Raw genomic sequence first — 16536 nt, 5'->3', positions numbered from 1 at the left:
AGAAAACGATGTCTGAGAACACCGAGATGTCAACCTGGAGAAACAAGGTCGGGCTCGCCGAGATGCTTCGCGGCGGAGTCATCATGGACGTGACCAACCCCGAGCAGGCCAAGATCGCCGAGGACGCGGGCGCGGTGTCCGTCATGGCTCTGGAGCGCGTGCCGGCCGACATCCGCCGCGAAGGCGGGGTTGCGCGCATGGCCGACCTGAAGGTTATCGAGGATATCATGGAGGCCGTGACCATCCCGGTCATGGCAAAGTGTCGCATTGGACATTTCGCCGAGGCCCAGGTGCTGGAGGCCATCGGGGTGGACTTCATTGATGAGAGCGAGGTCCTCACCCCGGCTGACGAGAGCTATCACGTCTGGAAGCACGACTTCAAGGTCCCCTTCGTCTGTGGCTGCACCAATCTCGCCGAGGCCTTGCGCCGTATCGGCGAGGGCGCTGCCATGATCCGCACCAAGGGCGAGGCCGGCAGCGGCAACATCGTCGAGGCTACCCGCCACATGCGAGCCGTCATCCAGGGCATCGAGCGGCTCAAGGGCCTGCGCGATGATGAACTGATGACGGAGGCAAAGAACATGGGCGCACCTTTCGACCTGGTGCGCGAAGTCAGCAAGACCGGCAAGCTTCCGGTCCCGAACTTCTCGGCAGGCGGCATCGCCACCCCGGCCGACGCCGCACTCATGATGCAGCTTGGCGCGGAGAGCGTGTTCGTGGGCAGCGGGATCTTCAAGAGCGAGGACCCGGCGGCGCGCGCGAAAGCCATCGTTCACGCAACCACGTACTTCGAGGACCCGGTGGAGGTTGCAAAGGCCACGCGGGGCCTGGAGGGCGCGGCTATGCCGGGCATCGACGTTCGCGCATTGCCGGATGAGGACCGGCTGGCAACGCGGGGCTGGTAGCGCGGGTCAGCCGGACTTTCGGCATCGAGCAAGTACTATCAGGGACGACCTCCATTCCCGTCACCATGGGAGACAGGCGGTCGTCCCTGTTCGTCACTCAATGATCAGCACACCCGCAATGGGCCGGAAGTAGTGCACGATCGACCAGGTGAGCAACACCACCGCGTTGCCCACAATCATCCCCACTGCCGCTGCGCGCCCCGCACGATACGCTTTGTAGCCCCCGAAACGCTGGGTGATGCGGCGCACAATCCACCCCAGGAAGATTGAGTACCCGTAGCGGTCGCCCATCCATGTCGGGCCCATGAGCGCCGTGAAAGCAAGCGGGTGGAAGGGCCACCAAAGGAACCTCTGGCGCATGAAGTTCAGGAAAACTACTGTCGCCGCCCCCAGGACCATGTTCCCATAATTGCCCGGCGTGAAGGGCTGATTGGCCAGGATCAGCGAGCTGATATCGCGGCCCAGTGCGGCGCCCGAACCTCGCGGCCACCAGCCTAGCCCCGGTATGCTGTGGCTATAGATGGCGTAGAGGGACGTTGGATGTGACGCGAACAACGCAAGGAGCAGGGAGGTCAGGGTCACCGCCCAGACCGTGCGGGGCTTGAGCCACGCGAGGTCCGCCATTTTGTATCCCTGGATGACGTTCGCTGCGGTGAGGGACGCAGTATCGCGGATCTTGTAACCCATGAAAGACAAGGCGGTGATGTTCCGTGGCCCGAGGGTGTGGGTCCCGAGAATCTGGGTAATGAACTTCTCCTGGTTGCCGAAGGGCGTCCAGACCGCGAAGACCCCCGCTTCCGAGACGATGCGCGTCAGCACCACGACGGAGATCATGTAAACCGTCATCAGTGCCAGGGAGCCCCACCAGTCCGCGCCGATGAGATGCCCCCAGATGATGATCGTTCCCAGAGACCCGACAAAGCCGAAGAACATACCCCGGGCGGACATGGGCTCGCGGCTTTCGTCGAAATCCCCCGTCCCGAAGACCGCCTTGCGTGCGATCTGTTTCAGGGAATGTCGGGCATACCACAGGTAGATGATGGCAAGGAGGGTGTAGGCACCGTAGCCCTGGTGGAGAAAGAAATCGGGATGGTTGGTCAGGCCCATCATCTCCCGAAAAACCGAGCCGATGCGCCGGAAGATCCAGAAAAACCAGAGGCTGAAGGCCATCTCGTCGCTGACGAGATAGGTGATCCCCATCATCTCGAAATAGTAGTGGTACGGGAAATAGTTGAGCATGTTCCACGGGCGGTCCCGGAAGACCAGGCCGATGTCGGGCGTGAGGTCGGTCTCGGGAATGCCCGGGAAATAGTAATGCAGTGCATTTTTCGAGTACAGAACGACCGGAATGGCGAAGGCGGCCCAAAATAGCCAGGTGCGGAAGACCGCGGGGAAAGCGGCGCGTTCGGATTCGTACGTGAGCATCTCCACGGGTATCTGCGCCAGCGGGAAGAGCATGTGTTCCTCGTCCGCCCAGCGCCTGCGCAGGAGGGCCACGGCGGTTGCCCCCAGGATGAGAATGGCTACCACGTACGGCGTCCAGACGGCGAGAGGGATGATCCAGCTCTCCCAGGGGATTGACCGGCCCGGCGGCACCCCGTAGAAAGCCCAGCGCACCGCGGGGTGGTCGGGGTCCTTGGAGGGCACGATCCATTCGGGGAAGTACTCGAAGAACGTCTCAACGTATTTGTTCTCGGGGCTTGCGTAGTGTTGCGGGCCTACCAGGCCAATATAGAGATAAGTCACGAGTTGCTGGCCGGGGAATCCGGACATCACCATGATGGCGATGAAGACGTAAACAAGCTGGCGCGAGTCCAGCACGCGTTTCCCGAAGGCTTTCCGCGAGACCACATTCACCAGCAGCAGCAGGAAACACAAGAACAGCGCGGAGCGCGGCAGGTGCCCGAAACCCACGAGGTCGTAGCGTACCAGCGCTGAGAAAGCGCCGCCTGCAGCCACGGCCAGCACCATGACCATCGCGATGATCCAGGTGCGGGCCAATGCTCCTGCGCGGGGCGTGCCGGCGTTCGCGCCAAACTTCAGGTCCTGGTTCGCCTTCTGCATTGGGCGGCAGCGATCCTCCAGGTCAGCAATCGCGCTCGTTGTGCAGGACTTCCATCATCGCCCAGAAGTTCTCGATGGGCGTCCCCGCGACGATCTGATTGGAGCAGCCCACGATGCAGCCGCCAAACTGCTTTGCGGCATCCAGAGCGCGTCGGGTCTCGCTAACCACGTCTTCCACGCTCCCCCGGTGCAGCGTGGCCGAGTTCACCCCTCCCAGCAGCGTGAGATGCTCGAAGGTTTCCCTGAGCCTCCGTAGGTCCATCCCGGCGGCCTCATCGACTTCGTAGAAGAACCGGACGCCGGAATTGCCGAAGAGGTCCTCGGCGACCGGCCACAGGTCGCCGTCGCTGGCGAACCCGTGGAGCACCCCGGCTTCCGTGCAGGCCCGGGAGATTCTCTGCAGGCCAGGCAGCATCAGTTCGTGGAAGGAGCGCGGCGAGATGAAGGGTCCCGTGGCCGAGGCAAAATCGCCACCTCCGTAGCAGTAACGGACGCCCAGCTCTCCGGCCATCTTTGCATTGCGGGCAGAGCGCTCGGCCATCGAGTTGAGGTACCGGAGCACAAGGTTCGGGCGTAAGGCTACGGCTTCCAGCCAGATGCGGTCCCGGGGGATTGCCAGTCCCACGCCGCCGCCACCATAGGGGACTCCATCTTCGCCGAACTCTTCCATGGTGCGCAAGGTGTCGGCGAACATGGACGGGTTCGGCTGGTAGGCTTCACTGGATTCTTCGAAGGCAGCGACGCTGCGTTCGAGGTCTTCGAGGGTCGGTTCCGGCTCGGGGCTTCGGTCGATGACCTGATACAGCTCGGAATCGGGGTCGTGGCGCATGACCCGCCACTTGCCCTCTTCGGAACCGTAGAAGAAAGTCAGTTCATCAATGCGGCGCGTGGGCTTCTCGGGCATGCGCCAGTAGACCGTGCGCACGACATCAAGCTCCAGCATGCGGCACAGCTCAACGGCATCGCTCCAGGCGCGTTCCAGGTACTCTGCGTGGGCGTCCTCGCCTTCCCAGACGGCCCGTGCTTCGAGGTACTGGGCTCTACCACCGCCCACGTATGCCTCGCGGCCGAGAATCTGTGAGGCCACCGTGGCTGAGAAGCCGGCCTGGTAGATGGGGACGCGGTCGTACGGCTTATTGTCAAAAGCGCAAGCCACGCGCTGGCGTGCAGTCATCGTCGCAATTCCCTCTCTGCTTGTGACAGACTAGTCAACAAGTCGCCCGTCCTCATAGCGCCCAACGCGCAGGAACTCCTCGTAACCCCAGTGCTGCCAGAGCGGATCGCAGCCGATGGAGTGGTTGTCCGGATAGTCTTTGGCGATGAATCCTCCACCGCAACCGCCGAGGATGCGCACCATGTCGCGCGCGCGGGACTTGATCAACTCCTCATCACCAGTGGGCAGGATGCGCTGGATGTCCACCGGGCACCAGTAGGTGACACGCCCGGAGAACTGCGCAAGCCATTCCAGGCCGTGGAGCTCGGGCTGGTCAAACTGCAGGACGTCCATGCCCATGTCTACGAGGTGGGGGATGATATCGCGGACGTAGCCGCAGGAGTGCATCCAGACGGTGAGGCCGCGAGCGTGAGCGCGGTCGATGAGGCGCTGGAAGGTCTCGCGAAAGAGGTCGTCCCACATGCGGGGGCTGACCAGAAGGCGCTCCTGGGTGCCCCAGTCTTCGCAGAAGAATACGCCATCGGCACCGATGTCCGCGTAGATATCCACTTGGCGCAGGATCAGGTCGCTGACCATGGTGTTCAGGCGGCGGACATTATCAGGCTCGGCGGCGCAGTCGAGCAGGTAGGCTTCGAGCTTGCGCAGGTAACGGGCGGCGTTGAAGCATGCGCCGGCAATGGTGCCCAGGATGTAGCGGTCGGTGGTTCTTGCGCAGTATTCAGCGGCCTTCTCATAGCGTGCGGGGTTGTCGTAAGTGGGGAGTCGGTAGGAGTCGAGGTCATCCCAGGACTTGATCGGTGGCTCAATAACTTCGCCGCCGGTGGTCTTGCCCTTGATGCGGCGCCACACGCATCCCCACTCATCGTTGTAGCACTCGCCGCCGGCATCGTCGTCCCAGCGCCGCGCTTCGAAATCCGGGTCAGGGGAGGGTCCGACGCCGGCGGTGTCACAGATACGCGGCGCATCCGCGTAGGCGGAATATGTCAGGCCGATGCGCTCAGGCTTGTCGAAGGCCAGGACTCGCTGGATGATCTCCTTCGAGGTCACGGTCGGAACCTCCAGGGCAAGTGTGGCGCGAGGTCTGGGCAGCTAATCAGAAGGGCCGCCAAATGAATGGCGGCCCTTCAGTTCGCGTCGGTGCGGCAGGCTGTCGAAAAGCTTACTCGGCCTTCTTGTCGTCCGGAGCGGGGACTTTGGCATCCTCGCCCTCTGCGGGGGCCTCTTCGCCCTCGGCAGCTTTCTCGCCTTCGGCCTCTTCGCCTTCGGCCTCTTCGCCTTCGGCAGCTTCTTCGCCTTCGGCCTCTTCGCCTTCGGCAGCTTCTTCGCCCTCAGCAGCCTCTTCGCCCTTGGCAGCCTCTTCGCCTTCGGCCGGCGGCTGGGCACCTTCCTGCATCATCATCATTTCGGCATCGGGCGGCGGACCGGGCGTCGGAGCGGGCTCCGGCTTCTTGGGGCAGCCAGCCAGCACCATGGCCACGATCAGGGCAAGAGCCAGCAAGGCATACACGTAGCCCTTCGTCATGAGTACTTCGTCCTCCCTTCGAGCTTTTCCGGCAACATTGCCGTGTGACACGGGTGTACATTAATCGCTTGCCCGGCTCCTGTCAAGCCTCCAATCCGTCGGCGCCCCAAGCGCTCTGGATCACGACCAAACTCAAGCCGGACGCGCGTGTGCGGCCGTCGACAGGCATGAAAACTGCGCACAACCTTTACACCACAACCAACGCTCACAGCCCCATCATTTGTTCCCTCGACAATCAGGACGCTCAGTATTTTCCCCTTCATACGCTGCGGGCAAGGCGTCGATCCCTGCCGCTTGTGCCCGCAGAAAAGCCACGCGACATCCGAATTCGGAAGGGATCCTGCTTGAGCCTGTCTCCAGCTCACGCGCTGCGGAGCAGGTTCCGCACAGGGCACTGAGTCGACAGCGGGAGCACGGAGAGTCGTTGGGGTCCAATTCGTGGAGGGCAGGGAGCATCTCCTCGAAAAAAAACCGATGCAGACTGCCGCGCAAGTCGTCGCGCTCCAGGGGACGGCGCATCGTTCCCGCTCCAGGGCAAGGCATTGCGAAACCGTCCGCCGTGATGTGCAGACCGTAGATGCCTGCCGCGCAGTTGAACCGGCGCCGATTGACCTCCGGGTGGAAGGCCTCGACACTGGTGCGCCATCCCTCGACGCGCTGGGGGTCCTGGGCTTCGATGGCCACGAGGGTCTCGGGGGCCATCCGCTCGCACAGGACGCATGGATCGCCGTCCACGGTGGGGCAGACGGCGCCGTCGAAGTTGAACTGCGCGCCCAGCTCGGCGGCCAAACTCTGGAGCTGCGGCAACTCGTGGTGGTTACTGCGCAGGAGCATTGTCCTCAGGTACAGCGGAATGCCGGCATCCTTGAGTCGTCGCGTTCCTCGGATCGCCTGGTCAAAGGAGCCCGGAACGCGCGCAACTTTCTCGTATGTCTCGCGTGTCGCGCCGTAGATGCTCACGAGCACGCGCCGGGGTGGATAGTGATGGAACAGGTCGAGCAAAGCGTCATCCACCAGCCGCGCGTTGGTGAAAACCGAGACGACGAACCCGCGCCGTTTCGCGGCGAGGTACATGTCCTGGAAATCCGGACGCACCAGGGGTTCACCGCCCGTGAGGACGAGGAACAAGGTCTCTTCGGCCACCAGGGCATCCATCAGGTCCAGCCACCAGTCCAGCGGAAGGTCGGTGGACGTCCGGTTCGCCGGGTCGACATAGCAGTGGGTGCACCTGTTGTTGCAGTGCTGGGTGACCTCCAGGAAAGCCACATAGGGCCTCCTGGGACCGCCCGGCGCCCAGGGCATCTGGCTGAGTTCGGCAAGGGGAATATCCGCGCAGTCCACGCTTGGGCGTCCTCTCCTACCCTCTATTCAGTCATCCAGCACGGCGTTCATCTGCCGCAGTTGCCCGATCAGTTCCCGAACATCCTGCAAGGCCTGGGGTTGGTCCACCTCGTACTCCTCAGCCAGTCTGCAGGCGATCTCGGCCTCGTCGCGGCACTCGGCCAGCAGGTCCCAGATACGTGCACCTACCTCGTTGAGTGTGAGGATCCCCTCAAGCGACACGGCGTCGCGAGCGATGGGGACGAGCATCAGTTGGCCGGCAATCGGGCGGGCGATGAAGTCTGGGTTCTGACGCATTCGGTGTGCTCCCTGGGCATTAGTGCTGTCTGTTGGGCGGCTGTCTGGCGCTCTCGCTACCGGCGCTTCGACGCGTGATGCGTCTGGCCACACGCCCGAGAACGTCGGCAATTCCGGGCCCGGCGTTACGGGCAAGGTATGCCAGTGCGCCGGGGAAGGACCCGGTACAGGCCGAGTACAGCATTGCGTTGCGTCCGTGCAGGCCCGCAAGTACTGGACGACTCAGCGCATATCTCGCCGCGGCCACTGAGACGCGTGGCGTCAGCAGGCGGTCGAGAAGCCCCTCCGGCAGCGGCGTGCCCCAGTTGGCTTGAACCGTGCTCAGCGCCAGGCCGCAGGGGATGTTAAGCCGAAACTGAAGCGCATCCGCGGCGAAAACCTCCCAGTCCACCGGAGAGAGTGTCCCACACAGAAGCGCGATGTCGTAGAAGCGAATTAGCCAGTTGCCCCGTCCCTCTCTCGCGAGGGCGTGGCGCAGGACATTCTCACACAGCGACAGCAAGGCCATCGCCGGGTCGTGGCAGCGCACCGAAACGCCGTGGAAATCCCACGGTATGGAGCGCTCGTAGACCTCTTGCGGGCTGGGGACCCAGGGCCACCACCCGTAAGCGACTACGCTCAGGGCGTAGTGCAGGTCCACGGAAAGCTGCAGCCCGTTCGCCCCGGGACGGCAGACCCCGCTGAAATCGCTGCGGATGCCTCTCGCGACCAGCCGCTTCAGCCGCCTCAGATCCACGGGCAACGGGTCCACAGGGGCGTACCCCAGACCAGACAGCGCGTCAAGCGCCTCATTGAGCCGGTCCAGCGGCACCAGCAGGTCCATGTCCGTGTGCGGGCGCAGTCCAGGCTCGGGGTAGAGCGCCTCCCCCAGCCACAAACCGCGCATGACCACGGGAGTGGCCCCGGCATCCACAAGCGCAGCGAGACAGGTCCGAGCTTCAGCACGCCGGTGCATCGGCACAATCGCGGCGGACATCAGCAGGCTGCGCCAGCGCGCCAACAGGTCCTCCGGCAGTTCGCGCTGCAGTTCCGGCCAGTACCGGTGGGCGATGATCGCGGCCACATTCTGCCTGCGGGCCGCGTCGAACAGGTCCGGGTCGTCGCGCAACCAGCAAGCTGCCTGACCGGCCTCGCACGAAGGGTGCAGCAGTTCTACCAGGCGACGCAGCCGCGGATTCTCGCGCCCCGGGCCCAAGAGCAGCAAGTCCACGCACATTCCCCTCGGCATCAGTGTCAGGCAACTCGGCGCGGGTAAGGTAGCACCAGCCTTCGGGGGAGTCAACTCTGGCCGGACGCGGCCTCCCCCTGCGCCGGGCGATCGATATTCAGGGTGTTGAGGTCCTCATCGTACTCGACGGTCAGGCCCATGGCGCGCAAGGGAACGGCAAGCGGACCCACCAGGTTCCCGCGCGCCACCCGCATCTTTCCGGGCAGACGAAGGAGCTTGCCGTCAATTGCCGCGGAATGGGAGTTCTCCTGAAGAACCAGGGCGTGGGCTGGGCCGATGATGCTGGCCATCGCCCACGCGTCGCTCCATTCCGTTCGCCAGCCGAGGGCCCGGGCAATCTCCGCAACAGCCCCGTGTACGCTGCCCTGCCAGAGGTACGGAGCGATCTCGCTCTGCAAAGCCTGCCCGCGGACCGTCACCTGAAGCAGTGGGAAGAGCCGAGTGATCTCGATGCGCGAATGCAGGGCTGTCCCGGTCTCGCTCACGGTCACCGTGCGCGTTTCCCCCGGCTTCAGCGGGGGGTCGAAGGCCACGTAGCGCGCGCGCCAGCCCTCAGTGACATCGGCAGGCACAGGGGTCCGTCTGAAGACCATGCGCAGCCGCAGTCCCTCCAGTGGCACCTGCGACAGGTTCTGCAGTTCCAGGCGGATCACGCTGGAACCGGGGCCGCCTCGCCCCGGCCGGTAATCCACGGACCCCTGCAACACGCGCAGGTTCGACACCGGCAGAGCGCCCACCGCACCGGCAATCAACAAGGCGGACACTGCAAGGACATTGCGCATCGCTCACCCACCTCCCATCCGTCCACCGTCAGCGGCGATCAACGCACTACAGGCGCAGGTTTGCCGGTATCGCCCGATCGCCACGCGGCCTCGGTCAGCTGAATGACTCGCAGGCCACACGACGGGGGGGCCTGGATCTCCTCTTCATTGCGGATGGAGGCGATGAAGTTCTGGTCCGGGTTCCAGGTACGGCCGAGCTCCTCCCCGGAGACGATCTTGCGCTCTTCGCCGCCGTCCCAGCGCCAGACGTCATTGCCGCGAATCGCGAGGGTACCGTCTTCGCACCAGATAGTGATTTCTTCGAAGAAATTGACCGCATGGCCCACCACGGAGAAACTGGCCAGGCATCCGCCGTCGAACTTCACGCTCATCGAGGTGAGGATGTCCACTTCAGAACCGAGATTATCGATGTACGCGAAGACTTCCGATGGCTGCAGATCGGTCATCCACAGGACGATGTCCAGCAGGTGGCTGCCGGAATCATTGAGCTGGCCGCCGCCGGACAGGGCCATCTTCGAGCGCCACGTGCCCCGGCCGACCTGCCCACGGTACCAGTTCTGGGACTGCAGGCAGGAGATGAAATGGGGTGCGCCAATCTCGCCGCCGGCGATTACCTCGCGGCAATAGCGATATGGGGCCATGACGTGGCGCTGGTACGAGACGCCAACCACGAGCCCGGTCTCCTCGGCTTTCGCGACGACCTCCTTCGCGTGGGGGACGGTGCAGACCATGGGCTTTTCGGTGAGCACGTGCAGGCCGCGATCAAGGCAGGCCATGATCTGCTCGAAGTGGGTGGTGTGCGGCGTGGAGATTTCCACCGCGTCCATCTCGACGGTGTCCAGGAGCTTGCGGTAGTCGCTGAACTGCGGCACATCGGCAAGGATCGGGTTTGCCTCGACCGACGCCTTGCGCGCATCCTCGGACGGGTCGCACAGCCCCACGATCTCGACGCCCTCAATGTCCAGCAGACGCCTCATGTGACCGCGGGCGTTGCCGCCGCAGCCGATCATGCCGACGCGGATGATGTCTGAAGCCATCGCGCATCTGCCCTTCCTGTGTGAAAGCATTGTGCCGGGTGAGCCCGGCAGGAGGGACAGTTCGCCGCGCCGGCGGGGGGACCTCCGCCTGAAGCCGCGCCCGCGCTTGACAGCCCTCGCCGGTCCTTGCATAGTTACCCGCAGGCGTGAATCCAGTGGCAGACCACTATCCGGAAGACGTGACCAACATGACACAGCACATGCATCGGGATTTCACCTGCGTGGGCAGTGCGACCGAGGATGTCTTTATCAGCGTCCCTGACGCGCAACTGTTTCGCGTCGAGGACCGACAGCAGGAGATCGCCTACCTGGCCCTGGAATACGGCGCGAAGATACGCGTGGGCGACGTGCATATCGACACTGGCGGCGGCGCCACCAACACCGCTGTAACCTTCGCGCGGATGGGACTGAAGACCGGAATTGTCACGAAGATCGGCATGGACGGGCCGGGCGATCGGGTCCTCGAGGGCATGGCGCGCGACGGCATCGAGACCGGCGGGGTAGTGCGCGACTCCGAGCACCGGACCGGGTATTCGGTGATCATCACCGGCTTCACCGGAGACCGCACGATCCTGGTCTACCGGGGCGCCAGCGCCTTCCTGCGGGAGTCTGAGATCGACTGGGATCACCTGGCGCGGACATCCTGGGTCTATATGAACTCCATGGCGGGTGAGACTGCAGCGGTCTTTGCGCGGATCGTGGAGTTCTGTGGCGAACGGGGTATTCGCGTTGCGCTCAACCCCGGCAAGGAACAGCGGGCATTGGGCATGGACGGACTGGCGCCAATGCTCCGCCACGTCACGCTGCTGGTGTGTAATCGCTCCGAAGCTTACGAGATCACCGGGGTTCCGCCTGACCGCGGCCCGGGGGACGAGGAGCGGATGCTGAAGATGCTGCTGGACGCGGGGTGCGCCAATGTGGTGATCACCTACGGCAGCGAGGGCAGCGAGGGCATGAACGCCGGCGGACACTGGAAGGTCCCGATCATTGAGGGCCCGGTGGTCAGCACGGTGGGCGCGGGAGACGCCTTCGCGTCCGCCTGCGCTGTTGGCCTGCACCGAGGGCTGGACCTGGGACAGGCCATGCGCATCGGAACCGCAAATGCGGCGTCGGTCGTGCAGGTGCTGGGGGCGAAGAACGGTATTCTCACCTGGGCACAAGCGCAGGCGGCCCTACAAGGCTGAGTAGGCGGAAGGAAGGAATCTGACCTTGGCTGCAATCATCGCGTGGGCGCAGTATCTGGCCGTAGGGTTGGCGGTAGGGGCATTCTCCGGACTTATCGGCATTGGTGGCGGGATCATCATGGTCCCGCTCATCGTGCTCCTGTGGAAGACGGGCCCGGACGGCATCAAGGTGGCCATCGGCACCTCTCTCGCGGTCATGATCCCTTCGGCCCTTGCAGGGTCGTGGCGGCATCATCTCAACGGCAATGTGGACCTGTCCCTCGCCGCATGCCTGGCCATCGGTGCGGTGCTGGGGACGGTCTTCATCGGCGTGCCCCTTGCCGAGCACCTGCCGGGGCCGGTGCTGAAGCGGATTTTCGGGCTGGTGATGGTGATCTCGGGGCTGCAGTGGTCGGGGGCGTGGGACCTTGTGGTGAAGCTCTTCGGCGGCGGCAAGGCGGGGTAGGGGGGACGGCAAGGCGGATACGTTCAGTGTGCTTGTGGGTACGGGCTTGCCCGCGAAGTCGTTAGCCGTGTCGGTCGAAGACGTTCGCGAACAAGCCCGCTCCCACAAAGTATTGCGGCTGCAGGTGATTCTGTCGCCATCACCCTTCCACTGCCTCGTCGCTGCCGACGTTGACCCTCCCCGACACGAACCGGATCCCCGTGTACACGAACCAAAGCCCCAGCAGCAGTATCACGATCCCACAGGTGTAGATCACGCCGTGGTAGATCGCCACGTTCTGCAGCAGGAAGTCCTTGCCGCTTACGATCAGCAGGCCCACGACGGAATACCAGACGTAATCTGACGCCTCGTGTCCCAGGTAGAAGGCGAGGTACTCCGTGAGGCTGCGCGGGGCCATGTGCGCCAGTTGCCCCGCGCCTATTGTTGCCCACCAGCCCGTGAAATACGGGTTCGCCGCGCACAGCCCCGCTCCCCAGATCAGCAGTTGCGCCCACGAATACGCGCCCTGACCCGCCTGCATTTTGATTGAAGTGTCAGCGGCATGGGCGATCATATCCCAGCCCATCCACAGCAACGCCGCGCCGCCCACGAGACCAATCCCGCCCCGCACTCTGGGCCGGTTGATCACTGCCTGCAACCCACTCACCAGCAGCCCCACGATCACGAGTTCCAGGATCGCGTGTCCTGTGATGAGGCCGATCACCGCGCGGAACCCTTGCACGGTGGTCTGGCCGATGGTGGCCACCAGCAGGGGACCAGGCATGATGGCCCCACTGAATCCAGTGATAAAGGCCAGCAGGAACAGCTTCCCCAAGATGCGCCGGGGTGCAGGGTCGGACACGGTGCTTCCTCCGGAATCAAGTGGTGCTGGACTTGGATGCTCCCCAGCCCCAGGGTGTCCCGACGTGAGGCACCGTGGGCCTCGGCGGGATGTCGCCGGGAGTGAGGGACTGGGCCAGTTCCACCGATGCGTCCTCGATCATCTTCCCGGCATCGGGGACAAGCTTGCTGCTCATGGCAAGGCGCGGCTCGTATCCGCCACCCCTCGGGCCCAGCGCTTCAGCCGTAGGCACATAGCCGATGCACCCGTTTGCAAGCTCGACGACGTAGGTGAAGGGGAAAGGCGAGCGCTCCTTGATGTTCAAGCCGAACTGGCAGAAGTACTCGGCAGGGTTGGCCAGGTAAACCACGGGGCCCACCTGGATAGCCTGAATCTCGCAGTCCACTTCGGGCTCCCACTTGTTCTGCTCGTGCAGGAGGATGAGGTCGCGGATGTAGATCTTGTCTGTCTCGGAGATATCGGGGTCGTCAATGTCTCGCAGGGCCTGTTCGTAACGCTCCTGTCCGACTTCACGGGTCTTGATCTTGATCGTCTTCTGTCTTGCCGCGACGGGCGTCATTTCGCCGGGTTCAGCATCCGCGATGACTTTCAGCGCCTCGGCACCCACTTTTGTCCCGATCCGCCGGGCCCACTTTTCGCCGAACTCGGATTCCTGCATGGACAGGTTATCCACCTGGGTCACATCGCCGCAGGCGCCGTTGAGGAAGACCACCACGGACTCCGGGTCCATGACCCGGGTGACCGTCTCGCGCATGTAGTGAATCCAGTCGGAACTGATCCCTCCTGTGCCCACCGTGCCGTGGAGAGTGAAATTGACGAGTGCGCCCAGGAACCTGCGGTCGGGGGTCCAGGCGCTGAGAACGCCGACTTCCGGGTCCACGGGTCCGGCGGGCCCCACGATGTCCGGATTGCCTTTGCCGGGGTGGGTCATCTGCGACCCGTCTTTCATGACGAACCGGCGGTTGAAGGCCACGGTCTTCTCGCAACCCCGGCCTACGTGCAATACGGCCTCCTGCTTGCGCTGGTCGGCCGTGATGACCGCGCTGGCGATCTGCCCCTTGAGTTCCTCCAGGTAGCACGGGTCTGCGGATGTTGCGTGCTCCTGGGCCAGGCGTTCGCAAAGTTCCGGGTCGGACGCCCGGGAGAACTCACCGGGAAGCGCCCCCATGCCGGGCCCGCCTGCGTGAGTATGCGAACAGCCGACCATCACGTTCCCGCCGGGGATTCCCGTCTTCGCCTCGATGATCTCCCGCGCGGCCTTCACCACCGATGCCCGCACAGAAAGGTTGTCCAGACCCACCAGCGCCACTCGGTTGGCGCCGTCTTCGATGACCATGGCGGAGGCGTAAAGCGGATCGTGGAAGCTTGTGCTGAATCGTTTGCAGAGACTACCGGGGACTTCCTTACCGATTGCCGGGGTCACGTCGGCTCGGGCGAAACCCACTTTCATGATTGCGGACTCCTTTTCACTCGAACTCTCCGTGCACGGGTCGCTCAAGCGCCCTCAGACGGGTAGAGACATGGGGTACGTCGCGAGCTCATCCAGCAGATGAGCATATTGCTCATAGGTCTCGATGCTGATGTCCGGACCGATGCTGTGGGTGCCGATAACCAGACCGCCCTCAACTCCCGCGGACAGCACCTCGAGCACGTGGGCGCGCAGTTCATCCGGGCACCCCCGGGGCAGCACGAAAGCATTGCACACGCCGCCCAGTAGCGCAAGCTTCTTCCCGTACTTGCGGCGCAGTTCCAGGGGGTTCAGACCGGCCTTGGGTTCGACCGGGTTGATGCCGTCGAAGCCGATGTCGATGAAGACGTCCAGCAAAGGCCCGATATTGCCGTCACTGTGCAGGATGACCTTGCGTGCACCGGCGTCCTTGAACGCCCGGACCATCTTCGCCCACGCTGGAACCAGCACTTTCTCGGCAGTGCGCGGCGAGAACATGGGGCCGGAGTTGGAGGCCATGTCATCGTAAATCCAGACGCCCGAGGAGTACAGGTCCCAGCGCCGCAGCTCCTCGAGGCCAATCGCGATGAGATGATCCGCGATGCGCATGGTCAATTCTGCGGCGAAATCCGGGTCCTCGGCCATGTCCATCAGATAAGCAACATCACCCCGCACAAAACCGGAGCGGATGAAAGGGCCGCCGACTTTCGCGAAAACGCAGAAGCGCTGTTTCAGTTCGGACATGCGGGCATCGAGTTCGGCGTAACGCGACTCCAGATCGGGCGGATCGATAGGCAGGGAATCCAGGTCGCCGGGGCTTTTCAGGGCGCTCTCCAGTTGCTCGTAGAAGAACCCGCCCGGGATGGTGCGGATGACGCGCCCCCACCCGTCGCGGCGGGTCAGGCTGGTCTCGGTCTGAGCGATGATTTCCGCCCGGCTTGGGCAGAGGGTCTCATCACCCACCGCGATGTAGATATCCACACCGAAGTGGTCCTCCGGCGAGACATCGCCGAGTTCCGGCCGTTGGTGACGCCACGCCTGGATCCATTCGGGCCAGAAGCTGTCGAACCGGGGCACCCGATCGGGAATGCCGAAGTCCAGAGCAGTCATCACGCGTTCATGCGAGTTCATCGAACACCTCCCGCAGAGTGTTTCCGCGAGGAGCGGAGGGTTCCTCCTCGCCGAGCAGGGAGGTGTTTCGCGGCAGCGCGGGCAAGAGTCCTCCGGCCGTCAACGCGGTCCTTCGGGCCGCAATCAGGAGGGTTTTCGGATGATCAAGGTTGGGCTCATATCCGCAGCAACCTACGGTTACATGGACGCACCCCGCACCCCGGGGTCCTTCCACGGAACGGCGTTCGCCAGTGCATTCAACGGCTATGACCCGGAGAAGTCCAAGCAGTATCAGTGGACCTTCGCCGCGGCCAGCCGCAAGATGGAGGGTGTGCAGGTCACAAAGGTCTGGGACCCGCATCGTGAGTGGGCCGAGAGGCTCGCCGACGTCTGCTCCATCCCCGAAGTCACCGACACGCCCGAGGAATGCACGGTAGACGTGGACGCGGTCTGCATTGTGGATGACGGGTCCGCGAAGCAGGCGGACTATGCGATCCCCGCGATGGAGAAGGGCATCCCGACTTTCATCGACAAGCCCATTGCCCTCACCGCGAGGAGAGCCAAGGAGATCGTGGATGTGGCCAAGCGCACCGGCGCTCCGCTCATGTCCGCGAGTTCGTTGCGATTCGTGCCGGACATCCTCAATCTGGCCGCGGAAGTTCCGAGCCTCGGAGACATCAATCTCGCGACGACCATCTGCGGCAATGCCCTGGTCTACTACGGCATTCACGCGCTGGAGACGGCCTACGCAGTGCTCGGGCCCGGTGCGGTGAGCAGCTACAACGTGGGCCAGCCTGGGCGCAATGTAGTGCGTGTGCGGTACGCCAACGGCCGCGATCTCATCCTCATGGTAGCCGAACGCGAGTACATGCGCGCGGGGTACCAGATCAACCTGTACGGCACCGGGGGCTGGCGATCGGTGATGCCCGACCTGTCCGACCTGTACATCTATCTCCTGGAGCAGTTCCTGAACATGATCCGCGAAGGCCGCAAGTTCGTGGTTCCGCTGGACGAAATCGTGGAGGTCATCGCGGTTCTGGAAGCCGGGGAGCGTTCCCTGGCCGAGGGCCGCGAGGTGTTCATCGAGGAAGTCCTGGCCTGAGGTTTGGTCCCGCGCTGAAGCACGGGGCTAAGGGCCTTCGGCCGGACGTCCTCCGGA

At 63.8% G+C, this 16536-nt stretch carries 16 protein-coding genes; 4 read left to right on the top strand and 12 right to left on the bottom strand.

The genetic code is table 11. The features are described from left to right. Window positions 1-8 precede the first annotated feature (8 nt). Entirely contained in the window at window positions 9-905 is an 897-nt protein-coding gene (gene pdxS / locus HPY44_06105; GenBank protein ID NSW55567.1) for a pyridoxal 5'-phosphate synthase lyase subunit PdxS, read from the top strand. Between the two features lie 93 nt (window positions 906-998). On the opposite strand, the gene HPY44_06100 is transcribed toward pdxS, so the two are convergent. From HPY44_06100 to HPY44_06060, 9 genes are all read right to left on the bottom strand, one after another. Further along, window positions 999-2969: a hypothetical protein gene (locus tag HPY44_06100; protein ID NSW55566.1), complete on the bottom strand. Its 1971-nt coding sequence runs from the start codon at window positions 2967-2969 to the stop codon at window positions 999-1001. A 22-nt stretch (window positions 2970-2991) separates the two neighbouring features. Next, window positions 2992-4143, bottom strand: coding sequence for a hypothetical protein (locus HPY44_06095; GenBank protein ID NSW55565.1), 1152 nt, complete (start codon window positions 4141-4143; stop codon window positions 2992-2994). Between the two features lie 30 nt (window positions 4144-4173). Next, the gene (locus HPY44_06090) at window positions 4174-5190 is read right to left on the bottom strand and encodes a hypothetical protein (GenBank protein ID NSW55564.1); all 1017 of its coding nucleotides are present in this window, start codon (window positions 5188-5190) and stop codon (window positions 4174-4176) included. Window positions 5191-5302: 112 nt separating this feature from the next. Beyond that, window positions 5303-5665, bottom strand: coding sequence for a hypothetical protein (locus HPY44_06085; GenBank protein ID NSW55563.1), 363 nt, complete (start codon window positions 5663-5665; stop codon window positions 5303-5305). A gap of 216 nt (window positions 5666-5881) precedes the next feature. Beyond that, a complete protein-coding gene (locus tag HPY44_06080; protein NSW55562.1) occupies window positions 5882-7006 on the bottom strand; it encodes a radical SAM protein in 1125 nt (374 codons plus the stop codon). Window positions 7007-7033: 27 nt separating this feature from the next. Continuing rightward, on the bottom strand, window positions 7034-7303 hold the full coding sequence (locus HPY44_06075) for a PqqD family protein (protein ID NSW55561.1): 270 nt from the start codon (window positions 7301-7303) through the stop codon (window positions 7034-7036). Between the two features lie 19 nt (window positions 7304-7322). Then, window positions 7323-8513: a nucleotidyltransferase family protein gene (locus HPY44_06070; GenBank protein ID NSW55560.1), complete on the bottom strand. Its 1191-nt coding sequence runs from the start codon at window positions 8511-8513 to the stop codon at window positions 7323-7325. A gap of 68 nt (window positions 8514-8581) precedes the next feature. Beyond that, on the bottom strand, window positions 8582-9313 hold the full coding sequence (locus HPY44_06065) for a hypothetical protein (protein ID NSW55559.1): 732 nt from the start codon (window positions 9311-9313) through the stop codon (window positions 8582-8584). 38 nt (window positions 9314-9351) lie between these two features. After that, window positions 9352-10350, bottom strand: coding sequence for a Gfo/Idh/MocA family oxidoreductase (locus HPY44_06060; protein NSW55558.1), 999 nt, complete (start codon window positions 10348-10350; stop codon window positions 9352-9354). Between the two features lie 188 nt (window positions 10351-10538). On the opposite strand from HPY44_06060, the gene HPY44_06055 reads away from it, so the two are divergent. Both HPY44_06055 and HPY44_06050 read left to right on the top strand, forming a co-directional pair. Further along, entirely contained in the window at window positions 10539-11534 is a 996-nt protein-coding gene (locus HPY44_06055) for a carbohydrate kinase family protein (protein ID NSW55557.1), read from the top strand. Window positions 11535-11559: 25 nt separating this feature from the next. Next, window positions 11560-11979, top strand: coding sequence for a sulfite exporter TauE/SafE family protein (locus tag HPY44_06050; GenBank protein ID NSW55556.1), 420 nt, complete (start codon window positions 11560-11562; stop codon window positions 11977-11979). Between the two features lie 139 nt (window positions 11980-12118). On the opposite strand, the gene HPY44_06045 is transcribed toward HPY44_06050, so the two are convergent. From HPY44_06045 to HPY44_06035, 3 genes are read right to left on the bottom strand one after another with little or no spacing between them, the layout of a single operon-like run. Continuing rightward, the gene (locus HPY44_06045) at window positions 12119-12820 is read right to left on the bottom strand and encodes a LysE family transporter (GenBank protein ID NSW55555.1); all 702 of its coding nucleotides are present in this window, start codon (window positions 12818-12820) and stop codon (window positions 12119-12121) included. A gap of 16 nt (window positions 12821-12836) precedes the next feature. Beyond that, a complete protein-coding gene (locus HPY44_06040; GenBank protein ID NSW55554.1) occupies window positions 12837-14270 on the bottom strand; it encodes a hypothetical protein in 1434 nt (477 codons plus the stop codon). 54 nt (window positions 14271-14324) lie between these two features. Then, window positions 14325-15398 carry a hypothetical protein gene (locus HPY44_06035; GenBank protein ID NSW55553.1) on the bottom strand — a complete coding sequence of 358 codons (1074 nt, stop codon included), beginning with the start codon at window positions 15396-15398 and terminating at the stop codon, window positions 14325-14327. A 139-nt stretch (window positions 15399-15537) separates the two neighbouring features. Here HPY44_06035 and HPY44_06030 point away from each other — a divergent pair, with 139 nt between their 5' ends. Further along, complete coding sequence (locus HPY44_06030; protein NSW55552.1) at window positions 15538-16479, top strand: Gfo/Idh/MocA family oxidoreductase; 942 nt, start codon at window positions 15538-15540, stop codon at window positions 16477-16479. Window positions 16480-16536 lie beyond the last annotated feature (57 nt).

The sequence above is a fragment of the Armatimonadota bacterium genome (assembly GCA_013314775.1).
In the GTDB taxonomy this organism is placed as follows: Bacteria; Armatimonadota; Zipacnadia; order Zipacnadales; family JABUFB01; genus JABUFB01.
The sequence above is the reverse complement of the archived record's forward strand: the minus strand, read 5'-3'. Positions and strand labels throughout refer to the sequence as shown.

What these genes read in the sequence shown, in the direction of transcription:
- HPY44_06085 (NSW55563.1), bottom strand. Translation starts at nt 5,665, where the DNA reads ATGACGAAGGGCTACGTGTATGCCTTGCTGGCTCTTGCCCTGATCGTG.
- HPY44_06100 (NSW55566.1), bottom strand. Translation starts at nt 2,969, where the DNA reads ATGCAGAAGGCGAACCAGGACCTGAAGTTTGGCGCGAACGCCGGCACG.
- HPY44_06095 (NSW55565.1), bottom strand. Translation starts at nt 4,143, where the DNA reads ATGACTGCACGCCAGCGCGTGGCTTGCGCTTTTGACAATAAGCCGTAC.
- HPY44_06075 (NSW55561.1), bottom strand. Translation starts at nt 7,303, where the DNA reads ATGCGTCAGAACCCAGACTTCATCGCCCGCCCGATTGCCGGCCAACTG.
- HPY44_06030 (NSW55552.1), top strand. Translation starts at nt 15,538, where the DNA reads ATGATCAAGGTTGGGCTCATATCCGCAGCAACCTACGGTTACATGGAC.
- HPY44_06040 (NSW55554.1), bottom strand. Translation starts at nt 14,270, where the DNA reads ATGAAAGTGGGTTTCGCCCGAGCCGACGTGACCCCGGCAATCGGTAAG.
- HPY44_06055 (NSW55557.1), top strand. Translation starts at nt 10,539, where the DNA reads ATGACACAGCACATGCATCGGGATTTCACCTGCGTGGGCAGTGCGACC.
- pdxS (NSW55567.1), top strand. Translation starts at nt 9, where the DNA reads ATGTCTGAGAACACCGAGATGTCAACCTGGAGAAACAAGGTCGGGCTC.
- HPY44_06035 (NSW55553.1), bottom strand. Translation starts at nt 15,398, where the DNA reads ATGAACTCGCATGAACGCGTGATGACTGCTCTGGACTTCGGCATTCCC.
- HPY44_06065 (NSW55559.1), bottom strand. Translation starts at nt 9,313, where the DNA reads ATGCGCAATGTCCTTGCAGTGTCCGCCTTGTTGATTGCCGGTGCGGTG.
- HPY44_06060 (NSW55558.1), bottom strand. Translation starts at nt 10,350, where the DNA reads ATGGCTTCAGACATCATCCGCGTCGGCATGATCGGCTGCGGCGGCAAC.